The organism is Vibrio sp. 10N.261.55.C5 (assembly GCF_041470505.1).
GTDB lineage: Bacteria > Pseudomonadota > Gammaproteobacteria > Enterobacterales > Vibrionaceae > Vibrio > Vibrio crassostreae_C.
This window is the reverse complement of sequence record NZ_JBFRMS010000011.1, coordinates 159,972-186,414: the sequence shown is the minus strand read 5'-3', so window position 1 is coordinate 186,414 and position 26,443 is coordinate 159,972. Positions and strand designations below refer to the sequence as shown.

The 26,443-nt window shown below is 40.6% G+C and carries 25 protein-coding genes; 3 read left to right on the top strand and 22 right to left on the bottom strand.

Features of this window, described 5'->3' with window-relative positions; translation table 11 throughout:
* Nucleotides 1–25: 25 nt before the first annotated feature.
* The 15 genes from AB4263_RS04445 to AB4263_RS04375 all read right to left on the bottom strand — a co-directional run bounded on the left by AB4263_RS04445 (nt 26) and on the right by AB4263_RS04375 (nt 14,309).
* The gene (locus AB4263_RS04445; protein ID WP_372097678.1) at nt 26–784 is read right to left on the bottom strand and encodes a glycosyltransferase family 2 protein; all 759 of its coding nucleotides are present in this window, start codon (nt 782–784) and stop codon (nt 26–28) included.
* Nucleotides 781–1,776 (bottom strand): acyltransferase family protein, encoded by a 996-nt coding sequence (locus AB4263_RS04440; protein WP_372097676.1) that lies wholly within the window; start codon nt 1,774–1,776, stop codon nt 781–783. Before AB4263_RS04440 ends, AB4263_RS04445 begins: the two co-directional genes overlap by 4 nt.
* The gene (locus tag AB4263_RS04435; RefSeq protein ID WP_372097674.1) at nt 1,760–2,848 is read right to left on the bottom strand and encodes a glycosyltransferase; all 1,089 of its coding nucleotides are present in this window, start codon (nt 2,846–2,848) and stop codon (nt 1,760–1,762) included. The genes AB4263_RS04440 and AB4263_RS04435 overlap by 17 nt, the downstream gene beginning before the upstream one ends.
* Nucleotides 2,832–3,908, bottom strand: coding sequence for a glycosyltransferase (locus AB4263_RS04430; RefSeq protein ID WP_372097672.1), 1,077 nt, complete (start codon nt 3,906–3,908; stop codon nt 2,832–2,834). The genes AB4263_RS04435 and AB4263_RS04430 overlap by 17 nt, the downstream gene beginning before the upstream one ends.
* Nucleotides 3,908–4,972 (bottom strand): EpsG family protein, encoded by a 1,065-nt coding sequence (locus AB4263_RS04425; RefSeq protein ID WP_372097670.1) that lies wholly within the window; start codon nt 4,970–4,972, stop codon nt 3,908–3,910. Before AB4263_RS04425 ends, AB4263_RS04430 begins: the two co-directional genes overlap by 1 nt.
* Before the next feature lie 2 nt (nt 4,973–4,974).
* A complete protein-coding gene (locus AB4263_RS04420; protein WP_372097668.1) occupies nt 4,975–5,472 on the bottom strand; it encodes a serine O-acetyltransferase in 498 nt (165 codons plus the stop codon).
* The gene (locus AB4263_RS04415; RefSeq protein ID WP_372097666.1) at nt 5,441–6,712 is read right to left on the bottom strand and encodes a polysaccharide biosynthesis C-terminal domain-containing protein; all 1,272 of its coding nucleotides are present in this window, start codon (nt 6,710–6,712) and stop codon (nt 5,441–5,443) included. The genes AB4263_RS04420 and AB4263_RS04415 overlap by 32 nt, the downstream gene beginning before the upstream one ends.
* Entirely contained in the window at nt 6,699–7,625 is a 927-nt protein-coding gene (murB, locus tag AB4263_RS04410) for a UDP-N-acetylmuramate dehydrogenase (protein ID WP_372097664.1), read from the bottom strand. The genes AB4263_RS04415 and murB overlap by 14 nt, the downstream gene beginning before the upstream one ends.
* A 38-nt stretch (nt 7,626–7,663) precedes the next feature.
* Complete coding sequence (locus tag AB4263_RS04405; RefSeq protein WP_372097662.1) at nt 7,664–8,944, bottom strand: UDP-N-acetylglucosamine 1-carboxyvinyltransferase; 1,281 nt, start codon at nt 8,942–8,944, stop codon at nt 7,664–7,666.
* Entirely contained in the window at nt 8,919–9,455 is a 537-nt protein-coding gene (gene rfbC / locus AB4263_RS04400; protein ID WP_146493051.1) for a dTDP-4-dehydrorhamnose 3,5-epimerase, read from the bottom strand. Before rfbC ends, AB4263_RS04405 begins: the two co-directional genes overlap by 26 nt.
* 4 nt (nt 9,456–9,459) lie before the next feature.
* Nucleotides 9,460–10,341: a dTDP-4-dehydrorhamnose reductase gene (gene rfbD, locus AB4263_RS04395; protein ID WP_372097660.1), complete on the bottom strand. Its 882-nt coding sequence runs from the start codon at nt 10,339–10,341 to the stop codon at nt 9,460–9,462.
* Nucleotides 10,341–11,228, bottom strand: a complete 888-nt coding sequence (gene rfbA / locus AB4263_RS04390; protein ID WP_372097658.1) for a glucose-1-phosphate thymidylyltransferase RfbA — start codon at nt 11,226–11,228, stop codon at nt 10,341–10,343. The genes rfbD and rfbA overlap by 1 nt, the downstream gene beginning before the upstream one ends.
* Nucleotides 11,228–12,325, bottom strand: a complete 1,098-nt coding sequence (gene rfbB, locus AB4263_RS04385; RefSeq protein ID WP_372097656.1) for a dTDP-glucose 4,6-dehydratase — start codon at nt 12,323–12,325, stop codon at nt 11,228–11,230. Before rfbB ends, rfbA begins: the two co-directional genes overlap by 1 nt.
* Before the next feature lie 413 nt (nt 12,326–12,738).
* Entirely contained in the window at nt 12,739–13,059 is a 321-nt protein-coding gene (locus tag AB4263_RS04380; RefSeq protein ID WP_372097654.1) for a hypothetical protein, read from the bottom strand.
* A 167-nt stretch (nt 13,060–13,226) separates the two neighbouring features.
* Nucleotides 13,227–14,309: a helix-turn-helix domain-containing protein gene (locus tag AB4263_RS04375; protein WP_372097652.1), complete on the bottom strand. Its 1,083-nt coding sequence runs from the start codon at nt 14,307–14,309 to the stop codon at nt 13,227–13,229.
* A 286-nt stretch (nt 14,310–14,595) separates the two neighbouring features.
* On the opposite strand from AB4263_RS04375, the gene AB4263_RS04370 reads away from it, so the two are divergent.
* From AB4263_RS04370 to AB4263_RS04360, 3 genes are all read left to right on the top strand, one after another.
* Nucleotides 14,596–15,069 (top strand): hypothetical protein, encoded by a 474-nt coding sequence (locus tag AB4263_RS04370; RefSeq protein WP_372097650.1) that lies wholly within the window; start codon nt 14,596–14,598, stop codon nt 15,067–15,069.
* Nucleotides 15,021–15,626: an N-acetylmuramoyl-L-alanine amidase gene (locus tag AB4263_RS04365; RefSeq protein ID WP_171732249.1), complete on the top strand. Its 606-nt coding sequence runs from the start codon at nt 15,021–15,023 to the stop codon at nt 15,624–15,626. The genes AB4263_RS04370 and AB4263_RS04365 overlap by 49 nt, the downstream gene beginning before the upstream one ends.
* Before the next feature lie 791 nt (nt 15,627–16,417).
* Complete coding sequence (locus AB4263_RS04360) at nt 16,418–16,753, top strand: hypothetical protein (RefSeq protein WP_004733275.1); 336 nt, start codon at nt 16,418–16,420, stop codon at nt 16,751–16,753.
* Between the two features lie 464 nt (nt 16,754–17,217).
* Here AB4263_RS04360 and AB4263_RS04355 read toward each other — a convergent pair whose 3' ends face one another.
* From AB4263_RS04355 to AB4263_RS04325, 7 genes are all read right to left on the bottom strand, one after another.
* Nucleotides 17,218–19,386 (bottom strand): polysaccharide biosynthesis tyrosine autokinase, encoded by a 2,169-nt coding sequence (locus AB4263_RS04355; RefSeq protein WP_372097648.1) that lies wholly within the window; start codon nt 19,384–19,386, stop codon nt 17,218–17,220.
* A gap of 141 nt (nt 19,387–19,527) precedes the next feature.
* On the bottom strand, nt 19,528–19,968 hold the full coding sequence (locus AB4263_RS04350) for a low molecular weight protein-tyrosine-phosphatase (RefSeq protein WP_372097646.1): 441 nt from the start codon (nt 19,966–19,968) through the stop codon (nt 19,528–19,530).
* Nucleotides 19,969–20,051: 83 nt separating this feature from the next.
* Entirely contained in the window at nt 20,052–21,185 is a 1,134-nt protein-coding gene (locus AB4263_RS04345; protein ID WP_372097644.1) for a polysaccharide export protein, read from the bottom strand.
* 733 nt (nt 21,186–21,918) lie between these two features.
* Nucleotides 21,919–24,183 (bottom strand): YjbH domain-containing protein, encoded by a 2,265-nt coding sequence (locus tag AB4263_RS04340; RefSeq protein ID WP_372097642.1) that lies wholly within the window; start codon nt 24,181–24,183, stop codon nt 21,919–21,921.
* Nucleotides 24,183–25,109: a capsule biosynthesis GfcC family protein gene (locus AB4263_RS04335; protein WP_198598970.1), complete on the bottom strand. Its 927-nt coding sequence runs from the start codon at nt 25,107–25,109 to the stop codon at nt 24,183–24,185. Before AB4263_RS04335 ends, AB4263_RS04340 begins: the two co-directional genes overlap by 1 nt.
* A 21-nt stretch (nt 25,110–25,130) precedes the next feature.
* A complete protein-coding gene (locus AB4263_RS04330; protein ID WP_372097640.1) occupies nt 25,131–25,835 on the bottom strand; it encodes a YjbF family lipoprotein in 705 nt (234 codons plus the stop codon).
* A gap of 112 nt (nt 25,836–25,947) precedes the next feature.
* On the bottom strand, nt 25,948–26,193 hold the full coding sequence (locus tag AB4263_RS04325) for a hypothetical protein (RefSeq protein WP_372097638.1): 246 nt from the start codon (nt 26,191–26,193) through the stop codon (nt 25,948–25,950).
* Nucleotides 26,194–26,443 lie beyond the last annotated feature (250 nt).

The window sequence follows — 26,443 nt, the reverse complement described above, 5'->3', positions numbered from 1 at the left end:
ACCATGTAATTTCAAAGCGATATAATTAATAAAACCGAGCCTTGAATAGAAATCGGAAACTCCCTTTTAAATGCCAGTAAAAATGGCGAGAAAAAACTTTTCTATTACTAGATTGAGCAAAGTGAACTGCCTTTATATCCCTAAAGAAGGTAACTGGTGAAGATAGCTTGAAACTTCTGTAACAGATATCAATATCCTCGCAATACATAAAGTACTTTGTATCAAATCCCCTCAGCTTTTCATAATGTCCGGCTCTGAAACAAAGAAAAGATCCAGCAGCCCAATCAACAGTAGAAATAGGCGGCAGCAGAGATTTATCTAAAATACTATCATTCCCGAGGCCAATAATGGAACGAACGAAAGTCAAAAAACTAGGAAACCTTCTCACGCTTGGATCAAATTTAGTCATTGATTTATCCACATAGAGGTTAATAGCACCCAAATCTAACTTATCAGATGCCATAGTTTCTAATAGGTTTGTAATAGAATCAACATCGATAACCACATCAGGGTTTAAAACTAGGAAATAATCGTTTTCACCTAAACCTAAATATTCCTGACAAAAGTTAAAAACAATATTATTATTTTCACCGAACCCCTTACTATACAAATCTTCATCATTGATAAATACTATTTTGCTATCCTTAACATACCTCTCGATCTCCTGATCATGAACATTATTTTTTACAACAACAGTAAAGTGTTCTGACAATGTACTTAACGTATCAATATTAGATATTAATTTACCATGCCCATGGGATACAACAGAAATAAAAGCTTTCATATACAACGCCTAACTAATTTTTTCCCAAATTTTATAGATGGAGATTCGATAAATTTCCAACTACACAAAGACAAAAAAACAAGAACAAATACAAATACAAAAAAAGCAACTAAACCTTCGGCGAAAGGGTAACCCGAAGCAATACTTAGTTGTAAAAGTGGAAAATGGATAATATACATACCGTACGAAACATCCCCAACCTTATCTAGGGAAACTATTTGTGGTAATCCAAATGAAAACCAAAGAACAAAGAAACTTACAAAAAGCAGTCTAACAATCAGTACATCAGGTAAAAATAAGTACAACAAAAAAGAAAGTAAAAAAGCGACATTGAGACCGGCGCGTGAATAATAGTCACGCATTTCGAAAAGAATAACTCCCAAACCAAAATAACAGAAAACAAATGGAATTTGGTTTACAATTGACTTAGAAAGATTAAATTTTAAAAATTCAACTGAAATATTTAGAAGTAAAGATATTAATGTGAGAAAAACTACAATCTTTAATGCCTTGCTCTTTTTAATAAAAAACATCGCTGCTATGAAAATATAATACATAAATTCTACTTTCAATGTCCACAACGATCCATTTAGAGCGTTAATGTTAGTTTCGGATGTAACTTGCGAAATTGTAGTATGCATAAACCCTAGTAGCGCAGCATTCCATAGATAATAATAAAATGATTCTAGAAAAGCACCAGGCTCTAGAAGTAAAGCCCAAAGACAGGTGATTAAAAGTATAATCAAGAGTGCTGGAAACAATCGAAGCATGCGTGCAATAATAAAGCTTCGGATAGAGTCGCTACGCTGCATACTATTCCAGATTAGAAAGCCGCTTAAAAAAAAGAAACTCTTAACAGCTACATCTGAGTCAATTATGTTGAAAAAAAAACCTAAGCTAATTTCATTACCGGTTAAAAAAACATAATGATAATATACCACTGAAAATGACAATATCACTCGTAAAAGGTCAATATTATTTGCCCGACTCATTATACACTCCTAACAATCGTGCGTACTTCTCAACAGCTGAAGTAAGTGTATATTCTAGTGGTACAGAAACGTCATCATATTTGCACTCTGAAGAACAAGCTACCGCTCGTTCTAAAGCACGATAAAAGTCATCATCATCAACGAACAAATGTCCATTTACTCCTTCAAAAACTATTTCACTATTCGCATCGATGTCTCTTGCTAACACAGGCACCCCAAGAGATAGTGACTCAAGCATAGCTCTAGATACACCTTCCGATAATGAAGGCAAAACAAAGAGATCAGATTTACTTATGATAGATAAAGGATTGGACATCTCCCCATAAAAATTAACATCATCATTTAAAGATTTACTTTTAGCTAGCTCTTTCAAATCTAGCTTAAGGTCACCATCTCCGATAATATTAACCCTAATAGGAAAACTAAAACTAGATCTTAATTTTGGAATTGATTCAATTAATAAATCAATTCTTTTTCTACCTACTAAATTACCAACAAAGCAAATATTAAAAACATTACTATCAAACTTTCTACAGTTCAAATCATTATCGTCAAAAATAGGCTTGTCAATAAAATTGCCTATGAACACGATCTTATCCTTAGATACAACGAATTTAGATACGTCTTTTACCATCACCTTACTTATAGCAATAACCTTATCAAAAAAATTAAATAGCATATAATGGAAGAAAGCTAATGGTAAACCTAAAAAGCCATAGTCCATATGGTAATTTTTAAAATTATTAGCTCTGACGCTAGTTATTTTCTTTGCTGTTTTTCCAAGTAATAAATTAAAGACGTCAGCTGAAAAACAAAATGACACTCTATAATCAAAATCATGATATCTTTTTCCAAATAGCTTTGCCTTAGAATATAATCCACCGTTATTTCCTAAACGAATTACATCACCACTAAACTTTAGCTCTTTATCGGAAGTCTCTTTTAGGACAACAAGCGTGCATTTCACACCTATATCAGACAATAAATTATAGAGTGCTATCGCACCTTTGACAGGCCCTTTATTATTTAGTGCTGGTATTATGATAGCGCATTTACTATTTAAATTGTTCATAGAGTCTCATATTATCATTAATATAGTATTCATACGTATACTTTTGGGATGCTTCAAGCAATTGTGCAGCACTGTGATCAACTTGATTAATTGCTTCTATCAAACTTGATTCAATATCTTTCTCGTCTAAAGAAGTAACCAAACCATTTGACTCATTGAAAATAAACTTTTCCTTCGACTGACCAGTATCAGATAGAACAACAAAATTCTTAAGATAAATTGCTTCTAATACAGATTGTGACGGGTAGTTATCGGGAGATATTAAAGAAACAAATATTTTCGAACGAGCAAGCTTTTTAGAAAGATCATTGCTTCTTCCGAGAAAACTGATGTTTTTATTCTGCGAAGAATGGACCATATTTTCAACAGTATTCTCTAAAGGCCCACTCCCATAAATTTCAAAATTCCAATTTGGAAATTTATTTGCTACAGACAAAAATACTCGAGCTGCCTTAATGGGATTTTTTCTTTCAATTAACCGATGAGCGTACACTACCGTATTAACCTTATCAACTAAGAGAGACTCATTACAATTATCATTTCTTGGCTCAACATAAGGATAATTCCTCAACAGAATATCACTAATTTCTTTTATTCCAGACTCTTTCAATCTATTATCTACTGACTCACTGACACTAATTAACTTTAAACTTCTAATTAGCTTAGCTGCAATATATGTAACCTTAGATATAGCGACATCCGGACTCGTAACTTCAAAAATAAATGATTTCTTTGATTTTAGACCCGATATTGTATGAAAGGGACTAAATATTGCCGTGTGACAAATATCAAAATCATGACAGAAGAGTATTTTCATGTTACATAGAAAAAGAGAGAATAAATATAACGTTTTTGAAATTCCGGTTCTCCCGATGTCATTTACAATCATAAAATTCAAACGAGAAATGTCATAACCTCTCAATAAGAAATCATTATATAGGCTCTTTCTGATAACAACTGTTGTATTTAAACCATAACTCGACATGCCAATTGCGGTCATTAGGAGTCTTTTTTCTGCACCAGATGCTTTAACACCACCAATAAAGTAAATTATTTTCATTAAAATATTCCAACTGTCCCTAAACCACCAAGAATTATATTATTACTAAGAATCAAAACACCATATAACCAAGCTAAGAAGTATCCATATTTCGAACTAAAACAGTTCATAATGAATGGTACCAAAATACACTCTACACAAAAAAGAATTGAAGATACTCGGGCAGCTAATATAGCAAGATCACTGAATGTAATAAGGAAACAGGTTGCTCCGATATAAAATAAAAAACTTAGAGTCAAAAATGCATTATCTTTAATTTTATGAAAATAAACGATTGAAAGTACAGATATCAAGACGGCTCTTAGTACACTAGGAGAAAAAATCCCGATTTCAAAATTATACTTATCCCATTCTGAATACATTAAAACTTGTTGTGGGACAAGACTAGGGAACAACTGCGATATGAAAGCAAATCCTCCCATAACATTAAACGAAACAGATAAACCAAGGCACACAAGAGCAAGCAACCTAAACTTATGCTTTGAAACTAGTTTATACATTACTATCGGCGCGAATGAAAAAATAGAAGAGCTGTGACTAAGAACCATTAAGCTCAAACTACCTGTAGTTCTCACCTTACTATTTTTAGATAAGTAATAAATAGCTAATAATGCAAAAGCAGTAGCAAGGCCGGCGCGTCGTTGTATCATTTCCTTATTGATAAATGAGTGACTTAAATATATAAATATTGATAAAGCGGGTACAGGTGAGGTTTTTACCACAACAAAACAAACAATAGAGATAGAAATTAATCCGATACATCCAAAAACGAACCAAGGCTCAAAGCCCATAGAGTTAGACAGTGCAGATAAGAAGAAAAAGGTAAAGTCACCATGTAAACCCTCTGTACTTCCTGATAGATAATCATCAAAACTACCTACCTCATTAACTATATAAATGTAACTACTATAGTCCGGTGTTTCAAAATTAAAAGCTATGATAAATGTACCAAACACCACCGTGTAAATAAATACGAAAAAGTTTAACTTTAAGTCATCAGCTCCAAACTTCGTCGTAGTCCATAATGCCAAGACTAAAATCGTAAATATAAATAAAATAATCATAGCTAGCTACTAATAATGTTTCTATTACAAGATATTATCGCAGGAACACCTTTAGCTATCGTTCCTGCTGGCATATCTTTTAAAACAACAGCATTTGCTGCTATTATACAATCATTACCGATTTTTACATTCCCTAGTATTACGGCTCCTGTATAAACAGTGATATTATTTCCTAACGTAGGATAAAGGTTAACCTTACCCTCACCCAACCTTCTAGCACCAATAGTCACATTTTGATATATTGTAACGTTAGAACCTATTTTTACGCCATCCCCTATAACGATACCAATTGGGTGTTTAAACATTAAATTACTCCCAAACTGACATCGACTAGAAATGTTAGAGGCATATTTTGATTGAATCTTCCTTTTGATATTCTCTAATCGAACTTTATTAACAAAGCCATTTCTGCCAATTGACGAAGATTCATATACTAGTTCTTCAAGGCTAGAACCATGAATAATAAACTTAACTACGGATTTTAACTTTTTTAATATCATTGTATTTCAACACTACTACATCATATAATGAACAATTTTGTGTTTTACAAAAGTAAATGGTAATTACAATCGAACTTATAATATAACTAAATGAAGAACTTATAGCAGCACCTCTTGCTCCTAAGCTAGGAATTAGGTTGTAATTCATTAAGACATTAACCAATACTGCCAAACCCATAACTACAATTGAAACTTTAGGGTTTCCTTTCCCCGCATAATATGAGTTTATTGTTTTAAAAAGGGAACACAATATTATGCCAGGCGAAAGTATTACAAATATACCATAAACTTCAGAATACTCACGCCCTAATATGTAATTAGTTAAAGGGGATAATAAAAATAAAGAAATAACTGTTATCGTAAGACAAACGAATAGTGTTGTTCTACTTGAAATACATATTAACTCTTCATTATTCCCTTGTGAATTAGCAACCTTAGATAGTAAAACTAAAACGACAGCACTGGGGACTTGCCATATAACATCAACAATTTGAGATGTAACTGCATATATTCCTAATTCGTATTTATTAGACCAGATAGAAAGCATCATCAGATCTAATTTATAGTTAGCTTGAATCAAGAAAAAACCAATAGAATAAAGGAAGCCTTTTTTCATCATTATTATTACAAAACGATGATCATACTCAAATTTTAATTTATCTCTTCTCCAAAGGTAATAGACAACTTGTAATAGGCTAATTAATTCCGTAAGCACCGTAATCATTACTATTCTTAACAGGCTCATTTCATTACATACATATAGAACCACAATGATTAAACTTGCTATTAGCTTTGAATACCACAATGAATGATTAAATAGTTTTATTAATCCTAGGCCTAATAACACTCCTTTATACCCGTTCAAAAACAATGATATTGGTATAATCAAAGATGCGATCATTACAATTGATAGAGAGAAGTTACCTTGATACTCCATCAAATAGTAACAAAGAGAAAACCCTATGAATGAAGCAATAATATTATATATATACAAGGATGAGCTTATATAACTTAAATTATCATGGCATTTACCGATAAAAAAAACTGAAGATTGTCTCATGCCACCTTCAGTAAATGCGGTAATCAGTTGTGGGAAAACCAAAATTGCAGCATAAGCACCTCTAGTTTCAACACCTAGACCTCTTGCAATAAGAACCATATTTATCATCGCTAAGGCAAGAGTCCCAACCTTTGCAATAATTATACTAACTGTTTCTAATAGTGTTTTATTTTTTTTCATTTGAAACAAATTCATCAAGTCGAAGATTAGGTATGCCATTAGAAATAAACAACGCCTCCGACCTTAACTTCGGCATGCCCTTATTCTCTAGGTTATCATTTATCAATCGCACCAAGGCTAAAACATCTGCAGCAGAAGAACCACCATTATTGACTATAAAGTTAGCATGTTCTGGAGATATTTGAGCACCTCCAACAATGACACCCTTTAATCCTAAATCTTCAATTACCTTCCCTGGAGGGCCAAATTTAAAATACATTTCAGGATGGCTAATAAAAACAGACCCACAGCTTGGCTTCTTCCTCGGGAACTTACGGCTTCTTTCTCTTAGGATAGAGAGGCATTCAGAAAGAATTTTACGCTTATTTCCTAGGTTACATTCTAACTCTACAGATAGTATTAGTTCACTTTTATTTTGAAAAGTACTCTCTCTATAATCGAACTGGCATTCGTTTATATTACGAACTATCAATTTACCACTTTTATCTATTGATGTCACTGACTTAACTAGGCTTGAAATTGTTTTACGTTGACTTCCACCATTCATGCATATAAGGCCACCAAGTGTGGCTGGTATTCCAACTATATGTTCAAAACCTGTTAAAGAAAAGTCTTTAGCTTTTTTTGCCAAATAAGGACAATATACATTTGCACCAACAACCAAATTTTCACCATTATAATCTATGGTAGAAAATGCTTCACCAAGTTTGATAAGTGCTATATTTAAAAACCCATCATTGAATAAAACATTTGTCGTATTACCAATAATTACAGGTTTCAAATAATTACGAGTACAGTACTCTAATGCTGATACATAGTCACTTATTGCATCAACTTGTATTAGAGAGTGTGCGACCCCACCAATTTTCCAATTAGAGTAGTTGGATAAGGGGATATTATTTTCAATTTTCATAAGTAACAGCCCGAAAAATCGGGCCCTCTGTAGCTAGCTTAAATTTCTTTTATTTTTGCACCCAAAGAAGTGAGTTTTTCTAATATCTTGTTATAACCACGCTTGATTTGCCATGAATCACTAATAATAGTCTCTCCCTCAGCCACCATCCCTAGCATCAAGAGTGCAATGCCAGCTCTCAAATCAAGAGCTTTTACCTCAGCACCTTTGATATCATCACTACCATTAACAACGAACAAATCACCATTAATAGTCGTATTGATGTTCATTTTTTTCATTTCTTCCCCATATGCATAACGACCAGGGAATCGCAAGTCAATAATATGACTCGTACCATTACACATTGATGCAAACGCCGCAAATAAAGGTTGCATATCAGAATTAATACCCGGGTATGGACCAGTACTAATTTCAATAGGATAGCACTCACCTTCTGCAACAATAGCGCTATCATTACATCTGTATAAGTTAACTCCGCTCTCTCGAAGATGAATTAATGGTATTTCAAGGTCTTTAAAAGGGAAGTTTTCAATTTTAATTTCACTTTTCGTCATTGTTGCCAAAATAACCCACGTTAATGCTTCCATATTGTCTGGCATTACACAATGACGAATCGAAGATAGGGAATTAACCCCATTAATCTCAATTCTTTCTTGACCAAAAGCTTTAATATTTGCTCCTGATTTATTCAAAAAATCAATTAAGTCGATAATTTCAGGGCGAATGTGGGGATTATATATTCGTGTAATGCCACTTGCTAAACAACCAGCGAGAATAGCATTTTCCGTAGCACCAGTAGATCGCATTCGAAGGTGAATGTCACAGCCTTTTAGCCTTTCTTTTGATTCGGCTACTAAATAATCCCCATCTTCAGATATTTTTGCACCGAGCGATTCAAGTACATGAACATGAATATCATATTTACGCTCTCCTAATTTACACCCGCCAGGTAGCGGTACACGACCGTAACCATACTTAGCTACTGACGCACCTAGGATCAACAGGGTGTTTCGGATTGAGCGATCATGCCATTCGAGATTCGTACTAATATCACTATCTTGTGAAATTACAACACTATCACCATCAACGACAACAGACTTCCCCAAGTACCGCAACATATCCTCATGAATCTGCACATCTAAAAGGTTGCTTGGATAGTTTGTCAATTCCACATTTTGGTCAAATAGAATAGATGCCGCAAGCAAACGTAAAACACTATTTTTTGCACCACTAACTGTAACACTGCCTTTCAATTGACTTTTTTCGATTACAAATTTCTTATCGTACATACTTTTAAAACTCACTAAATTTAATTGCATTTAAATCTTTATTTGATAGCAGTGGTTCACACTCAATAGGCCACATGACGGCAAGTACTGAATCATCCCATCTAATCGAAATTTCGGCACTAGGATTATAATAATCTGTACACTTATAAACAAACTCCGCCTCTTCACTCGTCACGTAAAACCCATGAGCAAACCCTTCTGGCACCCACAATTGACGTTTGTTTTCAGCTGATAAGTACTCTCCTACCCACTGCCCAAAAGTTGGCGAGCCTTTTCGAATATCAACGGCCACATCAAACACTTCACCAGAAACGACACGAACTAACTTGCCTTGGGTGTTTTCAGTTTGGTAATGCAGGCCGCGTAAGATACCTTTCTTCGATTTAGAGTGATTATCTTGTACAAATTGAGTCGGCTTTCCCGTTACTAGCTCTTCAAATTGCTTTTGATTCCAGGTTTCCATAAAGAAACCACGCTCATCACCAAATACACTTGGCTCTATGATTTTCACATCAGGAATACGAGTGTCGATTACTTTCATTTTATTATTCCGTATACGCTTGAATATTGTTTAACGCGGCCTTCCAATCACTCGCTTTAACCGAGAAACCTAGCGTGATTTTTTCGGTACTTAATCGAGAATTGCTTGGGCGTTTGGCGGGGGTTGGGTATTGGTCAGTGGTAATACTCGTTAAGCTTGGCTTATTTGCAAGCACTCCTTGCTTAACCGCAATATCAAAAATGGTATCAGCAAAGTCAAACCAACTGACGTGAGGCAAACCCGAGTAATGGTAAACACCGTAATCAACCGTATCACCCAGAATAATTTTCTGCGCTATTTGAATCAATGTGTTGGCAATATCTCCGGCATACGTAGGCCCGCCAAATTGGTCACCCACAATACTCAGTGCATCTCTATTTTCACCTAAACGCAACATGGTTTTGACGAAATTATTGCCGCTCTCACCAAATACCCATGCTGTACGAAGGATAATGTGTTTATCACACGCTTGTGCCACGGCGATTTCACCGGCGAGCTTACTTTCACCGTAAACACCTTGTGGATTGGTAGCATCCGTTTCCACATACTCGCCTGCATTATTGCCTTCAAAGACATAATCGGTCGAGATATGCAAAATGGCAGCACCAACACTTTGTGCAGCTTGTGCAAGGTATTTTGGACCATCACGGTTTATCGCGTAAGAAAGGTCGACTTCCTCTTCTGCCTTATCAACCGCTGTATGTGCCGCCGCATTAATAATGATGCTTGGCTTAAACTCAGCCACCGCTGCATTGACAGCATCTTGACTGGTGATATCAAGATGCTCTCTATCAAGCGCTAACACTTCAGTATTCTCATGGCTCGCTAACTGCTCGGTTAGACTTGAACCCACTTGACCATGGCACCCCGTAATTAAGATACGCATTAGCTCACTGCCTTTTTCTGAGTTTCAGTCACTAGACGCGTCAAATACTGCCCGTATTCGTTTTTCATCATCGGCTTAGCCAGCGTCAATACTTGCTCATCACTCAACCAACCGTTGCGCCATGCAATTTCTTCTAGACACGCGACTTTTAAGCCTTGAACATTCTCAATCGTTTGTACGAAAGACGAGGCTTCATGCAGGCTTTCGTGTGTGCCAGTATCTAGCCACGCAAAACCACGGCCTAATAACTCAACGTCTAGGGAACCATCGTTAAGGTACATTTCGTTAAGCGTGGTAATTTCTAGTTCACCGCGATGAGATGGTTTCACTTGCTTGGCCATTTCAACCACGCGATTGTCGTAGAAATACAAGCCTGTTACTGCATAGTTGGACTTTGGTGCTTCTGGCTTTTCTTCAATAGATACTGCTTTCATGTTCTCATCAAATTCAACGACACCAAAACGATCCGGATCTTTAACTTGATAACCAAAAACTGTTGCACCAGACTCTCTTGAAGCTGCACTTTGTAGTGTTTTCGAAAACGACTGACCGTAGAAGATGTTATCACCTAGTACTAAACACACACTGTCATCACCAATAAACTCTTCGCCAATGATAAACGCTTGCGCTAAGCCATCAGGACTTGGCTGAATCGCATATTCAAAGTTTACACCGAAATCAGAGCCATCACCCAGTAGGCGTTGAAAGCCAGCATTATCTTCAGGTGTAGTGATAATCAAAATATCTTTGATGCCCGCAAGCATTAGTGTCGAGATTGGGTAAAACACCATTGGTTTATCGTAAATCGGCAAGAGTTGCTTGGATACGCCACGGGTCAATGGGTATAAACGCGTGCCAGAGCCACCCGCTAGTACAATCCCTTTCATTATTGATTTCCCTTTGATTCTGTTGTGTCTACACCTAAACGCTCACGTTGGTAGCTACCATCTTGCACATTTTGACACCATACCGAGTTATCTAAATACCATTGCACTGTTTTGCGAAGGCCGGTTTCGAACGTTTCTTCAGGCGTCCAATTTAGTTCACGCTGCATTTTGCTCGAGTCAATCGCATATCGACGGTCGTGACCTGGGCGGTCTTGAACATACGTAATTTGCTCTGCATACGCTGACTCTTTAGGTACTAATGTATCTAGAATGTCACAAATCGTGTTTACAACTTCGAGGTTTTTCTTCTCGTTGTGGCCACCGATGTTGTAGGTCTCGCCTACTTTACCTTCCGTCACCACTTTGTAGAGTGCTCGAGCGTGATCTTCAACAAACAGCCAGTCGCGGATTTGGTCGCCTTTACCGTAAATAGGCAAATCTTTGCCTTCTAGCGCATTAAGGATAACCAATGGGATCAGCTTTTCAGGGAAGTGGTAAGGACCATAATTATTCGAGCAGTTGGTTACGATGGTTGGCAGGCCGTAAGTACGTAACCATGCACGCACAAGGTGATCGCTCGATGCTTTTGACGCCGAGTATGGACTTGATGGCTCATACGAGGTTGTTTCTAAAAACATCGGCAGGTCTGTGCCTTCAGGAACCTCATCTGGATGCGGAAGGTCACCGTAAACTTCATCCGTTGAAATATGGTGGAAGCGGAAATCAGTTTTTGCACTGCCTTCAAGCGTATTCCAGTACTCGCGAGTTGCTTCTAACAGAGTGTAAGTGCCAACAATATTGGTTTCAATAAACGCCGCAGGGCCAGTGATTGAACGGTCAACATGCGACTCAGCCGCTAGGTGCATCACCGCATCCGGTTGGTGATCGGCAAACACTCGATCAAGCTCTGCTCGGTTGCAAATATCGACTTGTTCAAAGGCATAGCGTTCAGACGAATCGACTTCTAAAAGAGACTCTAAATTACCTGCGTAAGTGAGCTTATCAACGTTGATCACGCTGTCAGAAGTATGATTGATGATATGACGAATAACAGCTGAGCCGATAAAACCAGCACCACCAGTGACGAGGATTTTCATAATATTCTCTTGTAGTATCATGCTTAGAACACCTCACGAACGTGAAGATGCTGTTTGTAAATGAGGAATTTAATCACACAAACATCTCAGTAATATGAAAGCGACTGAGACACTTTTTATTCATTTTGAGACAGTCGATTCTCGCCCATCCCTTATAAAACCTAGGTTTTGCTTACTTTTTAAAAACCGCCCCAATAGGCCACAAAAAAACAGTCTTCAGAGGCTTACCGCACTTTTAAACTTGCTAGCCAGTCGCATTTGGGTATGCTACCGCCCTTAGGTTTGGCTCCTAAAGGCAATAGTTACAATTTGTACGCTTTATGCGGTTTTCATACGGTTTTAATTTGCTGAGTATTCTAGCAAAGTAAGTGCATATTGACTAGTTTGGAATTTACTCTATTTGGACAAGCCTCTCACCATGCGTTAACCCAGCGAAAGCATTGTATGTCTTGTAGATACTGAGTCCCTATGTGGTAGCGGTTTTCTTGTGCTGCCTTACAATAGCGCTTTTCTATATCAATAAAAATGTTGCCGTTTCGGTACAGTGACACGAAGCTTGGGTTGTTGTTTACCGCCAATAACGCTTTAATCTCTGTGCGTGTTAGCCCTTGTGGATAGTGGTTAACCAGCAGTTTCAAGAACTCGCCAATACGCCCTTCCACTCGCGCTATCTCTTTCTCTAAAATGGTAACTTTTTCTTCCGTTGTCAGTTTTTTTAGGCTGATATCGTCCATTTGCCCTCTCCCTAATTCTACTTTTGTTTCTTGACGTTTTTTGTCTGTATTCGCGCTTGGTCTGCCCTAGCCTTTTGGTTTCCCTAAGCTTTTCGCTTCCTAAATTATTGGTTTTCAATAGCTTTTAGCTGTGTGAGCAAGCGCTTAGTCTGTGAAAAATCGAATGGTCACTTTTTAGAATCCGTGCAGGGCGATTTGGATTGAACGAGGGCCTTGATACGCGCTTCGAACGGGTTGGTGGTGCTTTTGGCTTTGTAGTCCGCTAGGGCCTGAGAGACAGGCGTGGGTTGTTTGTGAACCATGGGCTTGGCTGCCGGTTGGGTTTTAGCTTCCTTGGTCGATGTAGAAGCAGAAGCCCTTGCTGGTTTAGCCGCTTTTGTTTGCTTAGCCGCTCTAGCCTGCTTAAAGACTGGCGATGAGTCTCGCTTCGCTTTGGCTTGGGCGCTTCTTCTTAGCCAGCCATTCACAAAGTGGCCAATGTGCTCAAAGGGTTTGCGCTTATCGGGGTTGATGTACAGCCACGCTTGCATGGCATGCAGTTCTTGCAGCACATCTAACTTTGGGTAGGTGCGTTCTAATATGGTGGTGAACTCTTGATAAATCGGTGCACTGCCCTCTTTAGTGAGCAGGTGAATCACGGCTTCATTCTGTTGGCTTATGGGGTTTGTGACGTTGGTTTTAGGTGTCGAGATCTCATGTTGTTCAGAACCGCTTGGGGGAGCAAGAACATCGGCGGCGTATGAACTTCCGTTTTTCAAGCTCAACTCTGTTTTATGTTCTTTATGAAAGATTATGTGTGCCAGGTGATCACTCTCCGTGGTGGATCTTGAGTCACCCAGGGGAGTGTCTGAATGGTCGGTTTTCTGCGCATGTTCTGTCTTCTGGGGGTATTCCGACGAAGCTGACGGTAAACCTGTTTGTTCTACATTCGTGTTCTCTTGATTCGCTTGGTCTAGATCGATCTGTTGAATGTGGCTGTCGCTGGGAAGGCGCAGCTGATATATGTTGCTGCGCTGGCGTCCTGAATCATCAAACCGCTTTATCCGCTTCACAAAACCTTGTTTTTCGAGCTCGTTAACGTGTCGTTTCACGGTTCTTACCGACACTTCGCAATATTGCGCCAAGTAATTGAGGGAAGGAAAACACACGCCGCGCGCGTCTGCGTTATCGGCTAATTTCAATAGCACTAACTTGCTTATTGGCGAGCCAGTTTTTAATGGGATGAAAGAAAGAATTAGAGAAACACACATGGTTAACGCTCCTTGTTAATTAGTCATTCGTATAGAAATCCATTGATATACAGAGCATTAACAACACTTTTTGGCGCTTTAGGGGCGAAAGGCCCATGAGATAAGTTGTAAGAAAAGATGTTTGGTTAATCGCCTCGGATAGATATGCAACATCAACCTTATTAAGCAATGACTTTTCGAAGCACCTCTCATTTTTCTGTATTCCTCTGTTTTAGTGTTATTCCCGCCAACCCCAATCAAGAATGTTGAAGTACATTGCCCTCCCCATGCAGCAATAAGGTGCTTAATGAAGGCGATAGTTTCTCTTTTTATTTCAGTGTATCAACCCGGAATGGCGAGCATCGAGTGCCGTGCTAACTCCCTCACTCAATCACGTCAGCCGTTATTTTTTAGTGATAGTGATGGGTTTGGCCAAGTACTGAGCTATGAAGTTAACGGTTATAAAGAAAGCCATTTAGAAGGTTGTTATTTTAATGAGGATGAATGCGGTGACACCCCCAGCTATGACGATATTTGTTGGATGATCAGCCGAGCACGGCGTAAGCAGCCTCTGGGTTATTACGTGATGTATTTACGTTATGTCAGCCACCACCCCGGCTATGAAAAAACCGTAGCCACCAGTCTGCGACAACACATCGCATTGCACCCTGATTTAAATGAATCGCTATCAACGTCTTTAATCGCCTATTTACAACAACACGAGGATTTATTTTGTCAAACACTCCACCAGCAACTGATCGAGTTCCAAATCAGCCGTTAGAAGCGTCTGTTTTACAAGAGCGGGCTGACACCAAAGAACGAATTGATTCGGAAGAGCAGGCTAGCAAGATGGAGCTTATCCCTTCGTTAGAGCCTTGTTTACCTTCAGCATCCTATTCATTCAGCCTGGTTTCGGTTTTACTCCGCTTACCTCATTGCCCGCCATATTCCTTTATTACTGTGCATTGCAGCGCCACGCCGCCACAGCAAGATGTAGGCGTAGCCGAGATTCGCCAATGGCATAAAAAGAGAGGCTGGCGCGATGTGGGGTATCACTTTGTTATTCGTCGCAATGGGGATGTCGAACTTGGCAGGCCACTGTCGCAAACTGGCGCGCATGTGAAAGGACATAACAAGGGCAATATTGGGGTTTGTTTGGTTGGCGGTTGTAATGCCGAGCTGCAACCAGAAGATAACTTCACACTTGCGCAGCGCAAGGCACTGTTTGGTTTGATGGCTGCACTGCAAGAGCAGTTCTTGATTTCAGATGAGAATGTTAAAGGGCATAAAGATTGGGGCGTGAATAAGGCGTGTCCTGTTTTGAAGATAAAAGCTTAAGAGCAGATGCGGGATTCGAAAGGTGAGGAAAATAAAGTGAGAGTGGTGCTTTTAGCTCCTCCCCTTTATCACGACTGTTACTTGGCAAAAAATATCCTATACAAGGGGAGGCTGGGAGGGGTTGGTTAGGCATCGCTAGCAACCCCCTCTAACTCCCCCTTCTATTAACACCATCCACTCACAATAGTCCGGTGTTCAAGGGGGAGGACCAAAAGCTAAGTCTTCGAATAATTTGAAGAGCAGTTGCGGGATTCGAGTGACGGGTAAACGAGTAGCGAAGAGATTAAGAGCGAGGAGAAGAAGATGGTTGTTGCGCTTTTAGCTCATCCCCTTTATCACGACTGTTACTTGGCAGAAAATATCAATATAAGGGGAGGCTGGGAGGGGTTGGTTAGGCATTAGCTAGCAACCCCCTCTAACTCCCCCTTTTATTAACATCACCACTCACAATAGTCCGGTGTTCAAGGGGGAGGACCAAAAGCTAAGTCTTAGAATAATTTGAAGAGCAGTTGCGGGATTCGAGTAAGCGAGATGCGAAGAGACTAAAAGCGGATTCCAGATACTTCGTTCCTCGCCTCTAAAGCAACAGAATGGCGGAATGACGGAGTCGTGAGATTATTCACTTAATAAAAGTAGTCGTCATTCCCTACAGTGAGGGAATGACGTGATAGGGAATCTAATTCAACGGATAAATGGCGGAGCAGAGGGCTCGCTAAGGTTGTCGAACCGTAAGGTTATACAGTCAAAGGCTATACATGCGGTCAAAGCCAATCAATAAACCAAGGAGCAGTATGACATTGTTCGGAAGAATATTCGGGAGCCAGTCTTCGATTAGCAAGGGGTTAGATGCACTCACCAACACAGGAGATGCGATGTTTTTTACTGATGAAGAAAAAGCGAAGCACAAGCTGGCACTGCTTAAAGCGTATGAACCTTTTAAGTTGGTACAGCGCTACATTGTGTTGTTGTTCACCATTCCTTATGTGGCACTGCATGTGATGGTTATTTTAGGTTGCATGCACGGCTACGATTGGAAACCATTAGGGGAAATGACCAATGAAGCGTTTGGTTATCCGGTGTTAGCGGCAATTGGATTGTATTTAACGGGTGGCGTGGTGAAGAAGTAGAAAAGCAGATTCGAGTAGCGGGTAAACGAGATGCGGAGAGATTAAGAGCGAGGAGAAGAAGATGGTTGTTGTGCTTTTAGCTCCTCCCCTTTATCACGACTGTTACTTGGCAGAAAATATCAATATAAGGGGAGGCTGGGAGGGGTTGATTAGGCATCGCTAGCAACCCCCTCTAACCCCCCCCCTTCTATTAACACCATCACTCACAATAGTCCGGTGTTCAAGGGGGAGAACCAAAAGCTAAGTCTTCGAATAATTTGAAGATTGGATAAAGAATAGATTCGAGTGGCGGGTAGACGGGATTCGAAGAGCTAAAAGAGCAGATTCGAGCAGCGGGTAAACGAGTAACAAGAGATGAAGAACGGATTCGAGTAGCGCTTTTCGTATCTCGCCACTCGCATCCCGTTACTGTCTTTAGCTCTTCGTTTACCCGGTTACTCGCATCTCGTTACTGCTCTTTAACTTTATTTCTTGTCGCTCGAATATGCGTAATTATAGTAACCGTAGCCGTATGAGCTTGATGCTTTCTTCTCGATGGCGTTGAAGATAACGCCTTTCACTTCGATACCCGATTGCTCGAAGCGGTTACGAGCCACATCGATCTCTTTAATGGTGTTTTGGCCATAACGCGCAACCATTAATGTGGTACCCGCAAAGGCGCCAACAATACTTGGGTCGGTTACCGCAAGTACTGGTGGGGTATCAACAATCACCAAATCATACTCTTTCGATGCCCATGCCATCAGTTCTGCAAAGCGTGGGTGCATCAGCAGCTCAGAGGGGTTAGGTGGCACTTGGCCGCGAGTAATAATGTCTAGGTTCTCTACCGGTGTGGTTTTCACTGATTGAGCGAACTCTTGCTTGCCGCTCAGCACATCAGAAAGGCCGTTGTCCCATTTCACACCAAAGCTTTGTTGTAGGTAACCTTTACGCATATCGGCATCAATCAACAATACTTTCTGGCCTGTTTTGGCGGCTACTGCGGCAAAGTTGGTCGAGATGAATGATTTACCAATGCCTGGCGCGGGGCCAGAAATCATCAGAATATTGTTTTTCGCTTCTAGCATCGCGAAGTGCAAGCTGGTACGAAGGCCACGTAGTGCTTCAACTGAAAGATCCGCCGGGCTAGATTCAGCAAGCAGCGCTTGAGTCCCTTTAGTTTGCTTCTTCTTCGATTTAAAACGGTTAGTGAGCTCTACCTGCAAATCAGATTTTGGTACCGCTGCATAAACAGGCAGGCCAATTTGTTCAATTTGGTCTGGGCTTTCAACACCTCGGTGGAACGCTGCTTTTACTAACACAAACGCGACACTTAGCATGCCACCCAATAGCGTTGCTAACACAACAATCAGCGGCTTCTTGGGCTCTATCGCACCTGCATACGCTTGTGCATCATCTAAGATACGAACGTTACCTACAGTCCCAGCTTTGATAATATTCAACTCTTGAACCTTATTTAAAAGCTGAATGTAGATCTGTTGGTTTACTTCAACATCGCGCGTCATACGTAGTATTTCACGCTGTGTTTTAGGTAACTTTTGAACTTGTTTATTTAAACGTTCTTTTTCTTCAAGAAGAATATTTCTTTTATCCAATAAAGATTTATATGTAGGGTGATCCTTAGTAAAACGCTGGCTGATTTCACTTTCTTTAAACGTTAGCTCATTCAATTGCGCCTCTAGCCCAACCACCAGCCTCAATGTTGTCTGCGCTTCTAAACCTAAATCAATGGAGTCGTTTTTTTGACGGTAGCTATTTAACGTATCTTCATAGCTGTTTAATTGAGACTTAATCCCAGGTAGGTGACTTTTTAAGAAAGAAAGACTCTTCTCTGCTTCCGCCGAATTACGCTGAACGTTTTGTAAAAAATAGGTTTGACTAATGTGGTTGAGTATTTCAGAAATTTGTTGTTTGTTCTCACCTGCAAAACTCAAATTAAGAATACCTGTTTGTCTACCTTGTTCAGACAAAGATAAGGATGCCTTTAACCACCCAATGGCCGCAAGGCGACTACGTTTAACAATAGAAAACTCAAACCCATTACTTGAGTCAAAACCGGTTACAAATAGGCTATAGTCGCCATCTGTCGCAAGCTCACCTACTTTACCCTCCAAAACAACGTGGTCTTCACCACGAATCAGTTGATAAGTGCCTTGCTCAGCATCCAAAATTTTAATTTTGTGATCTTCCGCTGTATACAATGGAAGAACAAAACGACTGACTTTAATGTGGTTGATGTCGCCTGTTAAACGTGCAATACCTTTACCTATATAAGGTACATAGATAGGTGACGTAACTGTCGTCAAATTGAATTTATCTACCGTTTCTCCCAAGATCATACGAGATTGGATGATCTCGATTTCAGCCGCAACAGAGGATTCCTGAGAGAACATATCTCCCATATCCCCTACCATAGATGAAATTCCGCCAGAGCTCTTTTGTTCTATTTGAATCAGAGAATCCGCTTTGTATATCGGCGTAGAAAGCAGAGCAAACGCAATACCAAGCACAGTAAAAAAAAATGTGGTAATTATAATTAGCCATTTAGCATCCAGCAGGATACCAAACAACTTCTCTAAATCTATTACATCAGGGCTATTTGAAGACGGTTGCTGAGATGTTTGTATTGTCATCAGATTGCTACTTCCTAAACTAGTATTTTGGAGAGAAGTTAAACACGGCTTGTATACCTTCTCTCTCATGTGATTCTATTGCTGGCGACAAAACTGAACTGCTGAACTGCTTAAGTAAAGAGTATCTAAATAAAATGACAGTTACAGTTTTTTCGCCCAAGCTTGTGCTGCTTCGTCAATAAGCTTATAGGCATATTCAAAAGCTTCACGACTTTGACGATACGGGTCGGGAATGTCTGTTTGGCCAATCCACTGACCAAACAGCATGGTTTTACCACGCGCTTCCGGTGATATTTGAGTGAGCGCTTCCATATGGCCCTTCTCCATAACCAATATCAAATCATACTGGGCACAAAGCTGTGGTGTAACTTGCTGCGACTGATGATTTTCAACATCGACACCATTTTCAGCGGCAATTAAAATCGCCGTGTCGTCTGCTGGCTTGCCGATTAAACGACTTTTTTCAGCAGCGATACCGGCAGAGGCCACTTCCTTGTTGGGAAGCAAGTTTTGTAAAACTCGCTCTCCAGTCGGGGAGCGACAAATGTTGCCCACGCATACGACTAAAATTTTATTAAACATAACTGACTTCTAACTGTAATGTATTTATAAGTATAAAAAAATCAGGTTACACAACATGTAACCTGATTATCAATATGGACTATTTACCAATCACGAACACGCAATACAGATTCAGATAGTTCATTGAAGCCGGAAATGGTTGGGAGCAACTGACTTATCACTCGGTTCCAACGGATAACAGGTGCAGCAGTAACATAAACGATATCATATGGCTTTAAATCAAATTCGGTGCCTATCACCAATGCCGAGACATCTTCCATATTCAGTTGGTAGATATCCGCCATACGTTCCGATTTATCATCTGAAGTACGAATAACAAATACACCTGTAGCATCGGCTGCCAGCTGATCAATACCACCGACATTACTCAAAGCTTCTGTTAAGCTCATACCTGCACGGTCAATCTTCAACAATTTAGGATCGTTCACTTCACCCATAACAAATATTTTTTGAGCATCATTGCGAGGAACGTGAACAATATCACCGGCTTGAAGTAATCTATTTTGAGTCAAATCACCCTTTTGCATTAGCGCATATAAAGAAACATATTCTTGCGTACCATTACGGGTTAATGAAACATTTCGCCAATCAGCCTCTTCAGCCAAACCACCTGAACGATTTACTGCATCCAGTAATGTTAAAGGGATATTAGTAATCGCTTGTTGCCCTGGAGAATCTACTTCCCCTGTAATGTAAGTTCTTTGAGAACGAAAACCCGCGACATTGACATCTACTTGCGGACTTTCAATATATTGTGAGAGACGTTTAGCAACGTCAGTTCGAATCTCATCTACCGTCTTACCTAAAACATTAACGCTACCAATGTATGGGTAAAAGATAGTGCCGTTTGAACGAACCCAATTACCCGCCTCTTCAGCGCTACGGTACGAACCTGCTGGAATGGTCAATTCAGGGTGATCCCAAATGGTAATATTTAGAATATCACCGACACCCACTTGGTATTCATATTTTGCAATTTCAATATCTAATGAAGGATTAGCTTGAGAAGCTGATAGAGGTTCACTTCGGTAGCTTGATACCGATTGAGCCGTGAGTGGGTAAAGGTTAACCACGTCAGAAACATCAGACTCTTGCTGTTCCTCTGACGGCTGAATCACAGTCTTATTGTCAGTTGAAAGGTGAGTTCCTGGAGTCGTACAACCTGCGAGCAATGCAGGAAGGAGCGCTATAAGGAGACGGTTTTTATTAATCTTCATGTTAACCAAGTCATAGAAACGGAGTGTGTCGTGATATCCCAAAGGACACCCAAAGAAGTTAGAGCGAATAATTTTATCAGCTACGCAGGATTTAATAGAGTTAAGGAAGGCTACTATTGTGACTTCGCTTCCACTTAACATCAAAATAGGGACGCTACCGCCCCTTGATATTCCGCGAGATCACACTGCGTAGTTAATCTGCCCCTAGCAATATTGAACTTGCATAGGCGAATTTCATCTAAAACGTAGCAAAAAAAAGAGCGCTTGCTTCGGTTAGTTTAATCCGTAAGCATTATCCACAATCTGTGGTTATTATCAACCTAGTTGAATGGTCTTAAGGTTAAATAGCTTAAGAGCAGATGCGGGATGCGAGTGAACTAGATGCGAAAAGCTAAAGGGCAGATGAGAGTAGCGAGATACGAGTAAACGAAGAGCCTAAAGCCGTGTCGGGATGCTTTTAGCTCCTCCCCTTTATCACAACTGTTGCTTGGCAGAAAATACCAACATAAGGGGAGGCTGGGAGGGGTTGGTAACACATAGATTAATATCCCCCTCTAACTCCCCCTTTGATGAACATCACCGATCAAAAACGAACGGCGTTCAAGGGGGAGAACCAAAAGCTAGACCCAATGAATATCACGATATCTTAAGCTATTCGTTATTCGATTATTCGAGACTGCTCTTTCCCCGCTCTTCGTATCCCGCTTACTCGTCACCCGCATCTGCTTTCGATCTACTTAACGCTACTCGGCCTTTGGAACCAAGGTGAGCGCGCATCGGTTTGATCGAACAAGTTGTACTGCTTGTTCAGCACTTGGCCGCCGTCACGCGTGATCGGTAACCAGGTAAAACCAGCGCGGCTTGAGCTTGGTTTCACGGTGACTAAATCAAACGGAATCGATACGTAGAAGCCTTTGGTGTAGCTGCCTTCACCGTATTCTTCAGTTGTCATGTCGGTTAGGCTGACAAACGCGCCAGCAATCACACCGCTCTTGAACTGCTTAGAGAAGTCGACACGAGTCCCGACATCACCAGCAAGGAATTTACCGACACCCACTTTGAGTAAGGTATCGCTCAAGAAATCCCATTGTGGGGTGTAGTAGCCGGTAATAAAGCCAGTTGTGCCTTTATCAATCACCTTGTAGTAAGCCTGATCTTTTTCATGGTATTGCAGTTCTTCATCAAACGTACCAAACCAGCTTTCTGGATCTCGCTGGCTGATCGCCGTCATGTCTGCACCAATCGCCCAGTTTTGGTTAAATGGTCGATACAGAATTTCACCGCCGGCGCCAGCAAACATACTCTCTAGGTAACCACCGTAGGCTTGGGTGTAGATACCGTGACCGTAATCCTCAAACCAAGTCAGTTGTAAGCGATCTAAGCGAATGGCTTCGTCTGCATATGAACGGAAAAGTGTTCTTACTCGTGCGGTTTGAGCTGTGCCATCTGTTGGAATTTCGTAATTAAACTTGTCATAGTTATCTATCAAATTCACATACAGAGAACCGGACAATTCGATACTATTTGACGCCCAGAACGAAGCATTGGTGTATAAACCCAAACTGTATAGGTAGAAGTTTTCAGATGAACCAAACGACTGGGCAAGGTGCGGTGTAATCGACACATCGAATCGCTCTCGCCCATCGTGATAAATAACGGATTTCTTACGCTTTAGTTCGTGAGTGTTTGTTGCATCACTGGTTTGAGCATTAAGGTAACGGTTGTTTGCCGCCGCTTTGAATGCTTGTGCATCTACCGTTGTCTCGGTGAGTTCCATCGATTTGTCGTTTTCAATGATTTTGTAGGTGTCTATGTAACTCGGGACCGCGTTGGCAATCACGGTCGCACCGCGCTCAAGGGCGATACCTCTGTCTCGGTATTTAACCTGAGTGCCCTTTACTACAATGCTGTTATCGTCGACCAAGATCTGCGCTTGTTCATAGCCAGCGATCGTTTCAAGTTGGCCTGCAAGGGCCGCCATATCAATGTCATCAACAGTCTCGACACCACTTGGGCGCAACTCTGCTGTTTCGGTATCTCTCCACACGGAATACATTTCATTAAAGTTGGTCGAGAGGTCGAAGCCAAGGGTTAAAGTATCACCTCGCTCGTAACTCACTTTAGCTGAACCCCAATCAGTGAAACGGTACACAGCACCCACATTCCATGGCGTGTGTTGTGTCATGTCGACACCACCGCGTACTACTGGGAAGTCTTGAGAATAATCATTGCCATCGTATTCAAGCTTCAAAGTTAACGGCTTATAAGGGGTTTGATATTCAAAGCCGCCATAAATTGCCGCATCGCCTTTAAACCAGCGTTCAAAGTCAACACTGCCGCCATTGCCTTTATAATCAGACGGGCGTTCACAATACTTGTCACTGGCTTTACACAATGGGTTAGTGAAATTGCCACTGGTGCCCATGTATCCCCAAGCCATGCCCAAGGTAAAATCAACAGGGCCAAAGCGTTTGGTCGCTGCAACAAACTCGCCATCGAACAAGCCAGTACCACCGAAGTCACGCACGCCTACTGACACTTCTGGTAAGTAGTACCCTTCTTCGATTAAACGCAGTTTAAAGTCGATGCCTTTATCTGTGTATTTAGTACAGCCACTGAATGAGTTTTGAGAGCAATCTTGATTGCCACCACCGCTATAAAAGAGATCTTGTACTTGTGTATAACGAATGGTGGTTTCAAGCCAAGGCATCACCTGTAGGCTGACGTTATAAAAGTAGTATTCGTTATTAAACGAGGCGCTAAAGTTGAATTCACCTTCTGGTGCCATTCGGCCTGTTGGCATTTGCATTAAGCCAACACCACCAAAGTTCATTTGCGACGTTCTGTATTCTGTGTCGTCGAATGGTGATTTTTCTGCTCGAATCGAAGAGGAATCAATGACTGTCTCTGCTCGAATCGACATGCTATTGGTCATTAATAAAGCACAAGTAACCGATGTGCACACTGCCGATAGAGGGAATGATTTCTGTTTCAGCATTACAGGCCAACCTTATGACGTAGCAAATCGACAATATCTTGGTTCAACGTTGAGTATTCCGATGGCAAAGAGTAGAACGCCATAAATACGATGGCACCTGGTGCTAAGTAAACCGGCTGTTCGTTCCAGTATGCGTATTGAATGGTTTGTACCACGCCATCTGGCTGAACAACATAAGCCACACTTTTATCTGCAGATTCACCAATAAAGCCATTCGGCAATGCATCGAGATAATCATTCAACGTTCCATGCTCAATCAGATTCATTGTTACCGACTCTTTCATTGCCCCCATCAACTGAATTGACGTTGGTCGTTGTGGTAAGTACAGAGAAAAGGCTTGAGTTTGACTGTCTGACGGCTTGTTAGTATGAGAACTTGAAACAAGCAGTGGGTTCTTATCTGATTGAGAGATAACGGCATTACGGTCTAGCTCAATAAAAACTCGATTGAGATATTGGAAAGAGGCTAACTGTTGGCGCACTAAGTTTGCTTCTGGCTCTTCTACTGCGAAAGCTTCAAGCTGGTTCAGTACATTGCGCTTTTTGGCTTCGATAGCTTGGTTAGCTTCTTTAAATCCAGTAACTGCAGTCGCTTCAGTATTGGTTATATCAAACAGTTGAGCCGAAAGGGGGAAGTAACCAATAGTACCGTTAGCGTTAGAGCTCGCATTCGCGTTTGCGTCGTCTAATACACGAAGCAGTCGAACGTTAGTTTGATACTCAAGCGTCACACCTTGAAGAGGAAGCTCGATTGTTGTTTTAATCGACGAAGAGCGTTCAGGCGTAACAAGATCAGAAGCCGAAGAAGCGGAGCTCAAAGCAAACAAAGCGCTGATCATTAACAGAGCTCTCATCGTTAATAAAGTTCTCACCAATGGCAACCGACGTCCCATCATTTTTGATGTATGACTCATATAATTCATCATTTTAGTTCATTACCCTGTTCGTTAATTGCTTTGATAATGCTTAAGGACGGTTAACTCAAGCCTTGTCATATCAGGGCCTAAATACTGTATGGTTTTTACCACTTTGCCTTCGCTGTCGACCCAATATTCGTTGGTGATGTCTTGTTCTAATATTGGGAATTGAATTTTTTCTTGGAACTTCTTGGTATCGATAGACGCTAACGGTGTTTCTACCGTTTGATTCCCCGCATACGTCTGGGTGATGTTTGCTTTGTAGCCAAATCGATAGTTGGGTTGCCAGTCGTAAACCGCTTGCCACTTTTGGGCACCGGGGTTAGCTGACACATCAAACGCATAAGCAGAGTCTGGCGACGAGCTGTTTGCAGAAGAGAATGCATTCAACGGTTGGAATGCCAAACCAGATAGGTTTTCGTAAGGAAGCAATAGCGTTTGTACAATACGTCCATTTTCAGTGACGATCATCGCTTTGTCAGAAGACATCCACTTTAACTGCTCTGCGCCCGTTTGCGGGTTTTCACCGACGTACGCCAAAACCATAAAGATTTTGCCTTGGTCGTTTACTTCTGCATAAATGCTGGAATACGGTAAGGTTTGAATGTATTCCTTAGACAGCTCAACATCGGAGCTTCCAAAAAAAGCTTCATCAAAAGTGTAATTAACGTCTTGAAACTGCTGAGAACAACCAGCAAGAAAAAGACCAAGGGATATGATTAGAGGTTTAAGCATGACGAGTTCTGCTTCCTAGCAATCTGGTTGCTGATTCCAATATAAAAATCTGATATAAAAAAACCACTTTATGCTTTCACATAAAATGGTTTATACGCCCGACAACAAAAAACTAGTTAGTTGTTGTCGTTACTGTTGCGCCGCCATCGTTAGAAGCAACCGCTACTGCTGCTGCAGCCGCTACTGCTGCTGTCGCTACTGCAACTGTTGTTGCTGTGCCAGCTGCTGCTGCAGATGCACCAGCGCCTGCTGCTGCACCTGAGCTTGCGCCAGTGCCAGCTGCCGCTGTAGTTTCAGCTGCAAATGCAACACCTGAGAAGCTAACTGCCAACGCAGCTACTAAAGCCATCTTTTTCATAATGATTTCCATTAATATAAACGTTTATATGCAGAAGGTGATTTTCACACCCTCAAACAGTTGCTCAGCTTAAACAACTGATTGATCATCATAGATAATAACCACAATCAAGTAAATGGATAAATCATAAGCAATACCTTATAAAGCAATATTTAGGAAATAGCGTCACATAAATATGAGTGCAAAGCAGAAATCTATCCCAATGCTTATGCTTATGCTTATGCTTATGCAAGGTAAGGTAAGGTAAGGT

Bases quoted from the DNA above. Each gene is read 5' to 3' on its own strand.
- AB4263_RS04445 (WP_372097678.1), bottom strand. From the start codon at position 784: ATGAAAGCTTTTATTTCTGTTGTATCCCATGGGCATGGTAAATTAATA.
- AB4263_RS04440 (WP_372097676.1), bottom strand. From the start codon at position 1,776: ATGAGTCGGGCAAATAATATTGACCTTTTACGAGTGATATTGTCATTT.
- AB4263_RS04435 (WP_372097674.1), bottom strand. From the start codon at position 2,848: ATGAACAATTTAAATAGTAAATGCGCTATCATAATACCAGCACTAAAT.
- AB4263_RS04430 (WP_372097672.1), bottom strand. From the start codon at position 3,908: ATGAAAATAATTTACTTTATTGGTGGTGTTAAAGCATCTGGTGCAGAA.
- AB4263_RS04425 (WP_372097670.1), bottom strand. From the start codon at position 4,972: ATGATTATTTTATTTATATTTACGATTTTAGTCTTGGCATTATGGACT.
- AB4263_RS04420 (WP_372097668.1), bottom strand. From the start codon at position 5,472: ATGATATTAAAAAAGTTAAAATCCGTAGTTAAGTTTATTATTCATGGT.
- AB4263_RS04415 (WP_372097666.1), bottom strand. From the start codon at position 6,712: ATGAAAAAAAATAAAACACTATTAGAAACAGTTAGTATAATTATTGCA.
- murB (WP_372097664.1), bottom strand. From the start codon at position 7,625: ATGAAAATTGAAAATAATATCCCCTTATCCAACTACTCTAATTGGAAA.
- AB4263_RS04405 (WP_372097662.1), bottom strand. From the start codon at position 8,944: ATGCAATTAAATTTAGTGAGTTTTAAAAGTATGTACGATAAGAAATTT.
- rfbC (WP_146493051.1), bottom strand. From the start codon at position 9,455: ATGAAAGTAATCGACACTCGTATTCCTGATGTGAAAATCATAGAGCCA.
- rfbD (WP_372097660.1), bottom strand. From the start codon at position 10,341: ATGCGTATCTTAATTACGGGGTGCCATGGTCAAGTGGGTTCAAGTCTA.
- rfbA (WP_372097658.1), bottom strand. From the start codon at position 11,228: ATGAAAGGGATTGTACTAGCGGGTGGCTCTGGCACGCGTTTATACCCA.
- rfbB (WP_372097656.1), bottom strand. From the start codon at position 12,325: ATGAAAATCCTCGTCACTGGTGGTGCTGGTTTTATCGGCTCAGCTGTT.
- AB4263_RS04380 (WP_372097654.1), bottom strand. From the start codon at position 13,059: ATGGACGATATCAGCCTAAAAAAACTGACAACGGAAGAAAAAGTTACC.
- AB4263_RS04375 (WP_372097652.1), bottom strand. From the start codon at position 14,309: ATGTGTGTTTCTCTAATTCTTTCTTTCATCCCATTAAAAACTGGCTCG.
- AB4263_RS04370 (WP_372097650.1), top strand. From the start codon at position 14,596: ATGAAGGCGATAGTTTCTCTTTTTATTTCAGTGTATCAACCCGGAATG.
- AB4263_RS04360 (WP_004733275.1), top strand. From the start codon at position 16,418: ATGACATTGTTCGGAAGAATATTCGGGAGCCAGTCTTCGATTAGCAAG.
- AB4263_RS04355 (WP_372097648.1), bottom strand. From the start codon at position 19,386: ATGACAATACAAACATCTCAGCAACCGTCTTCAAATAGCCCTGATGTA.
- AB4263_RS04350 (WP_372097646.1), bottom strand. From the start codon at position 19,968: ATGTTTAATAAAATTTTAGTCGTATGCGTGGGCAACATTTGTCGCTCC.
- AB4263_RS04345 (WP_372097644.1), bottom strand. From the start codon at position 21,185: ATGAAGATTAATAAAAACCGTCTCCTTATAGCGCTCCTTCCTGCATTG.
- AB4263_RS04340 (WP_372097642.1), bottom strand. From the start codon at position 24,183: ATGCTGAAACAGAAATCATTCCCTCTATCGGCAGTGTGCACATCGGTT.
- AB4263_RS04335 (WP_198598970.1), bottom strand. From the start codon at position 25,109: ATGATGAATTATATGAGTCATACATCAAAAATGATGGGACGTCGGTTG.
- AB4263_RS04330 (WP_372097640.1), bottom strand. From the start codon at position 25,835: ATGCTTAAACCTCTAATCATATCCCTTGGTCTTTTTCTTGCTGGTTGT.
- AB4263_RS04325 (WP_372097638.1), bottom strand. From the start codon at position 26,193: ATGAAAAAGATGGCTTTAGTAGCTGCGTTGGCAGTTAGCTTCTCAGGT.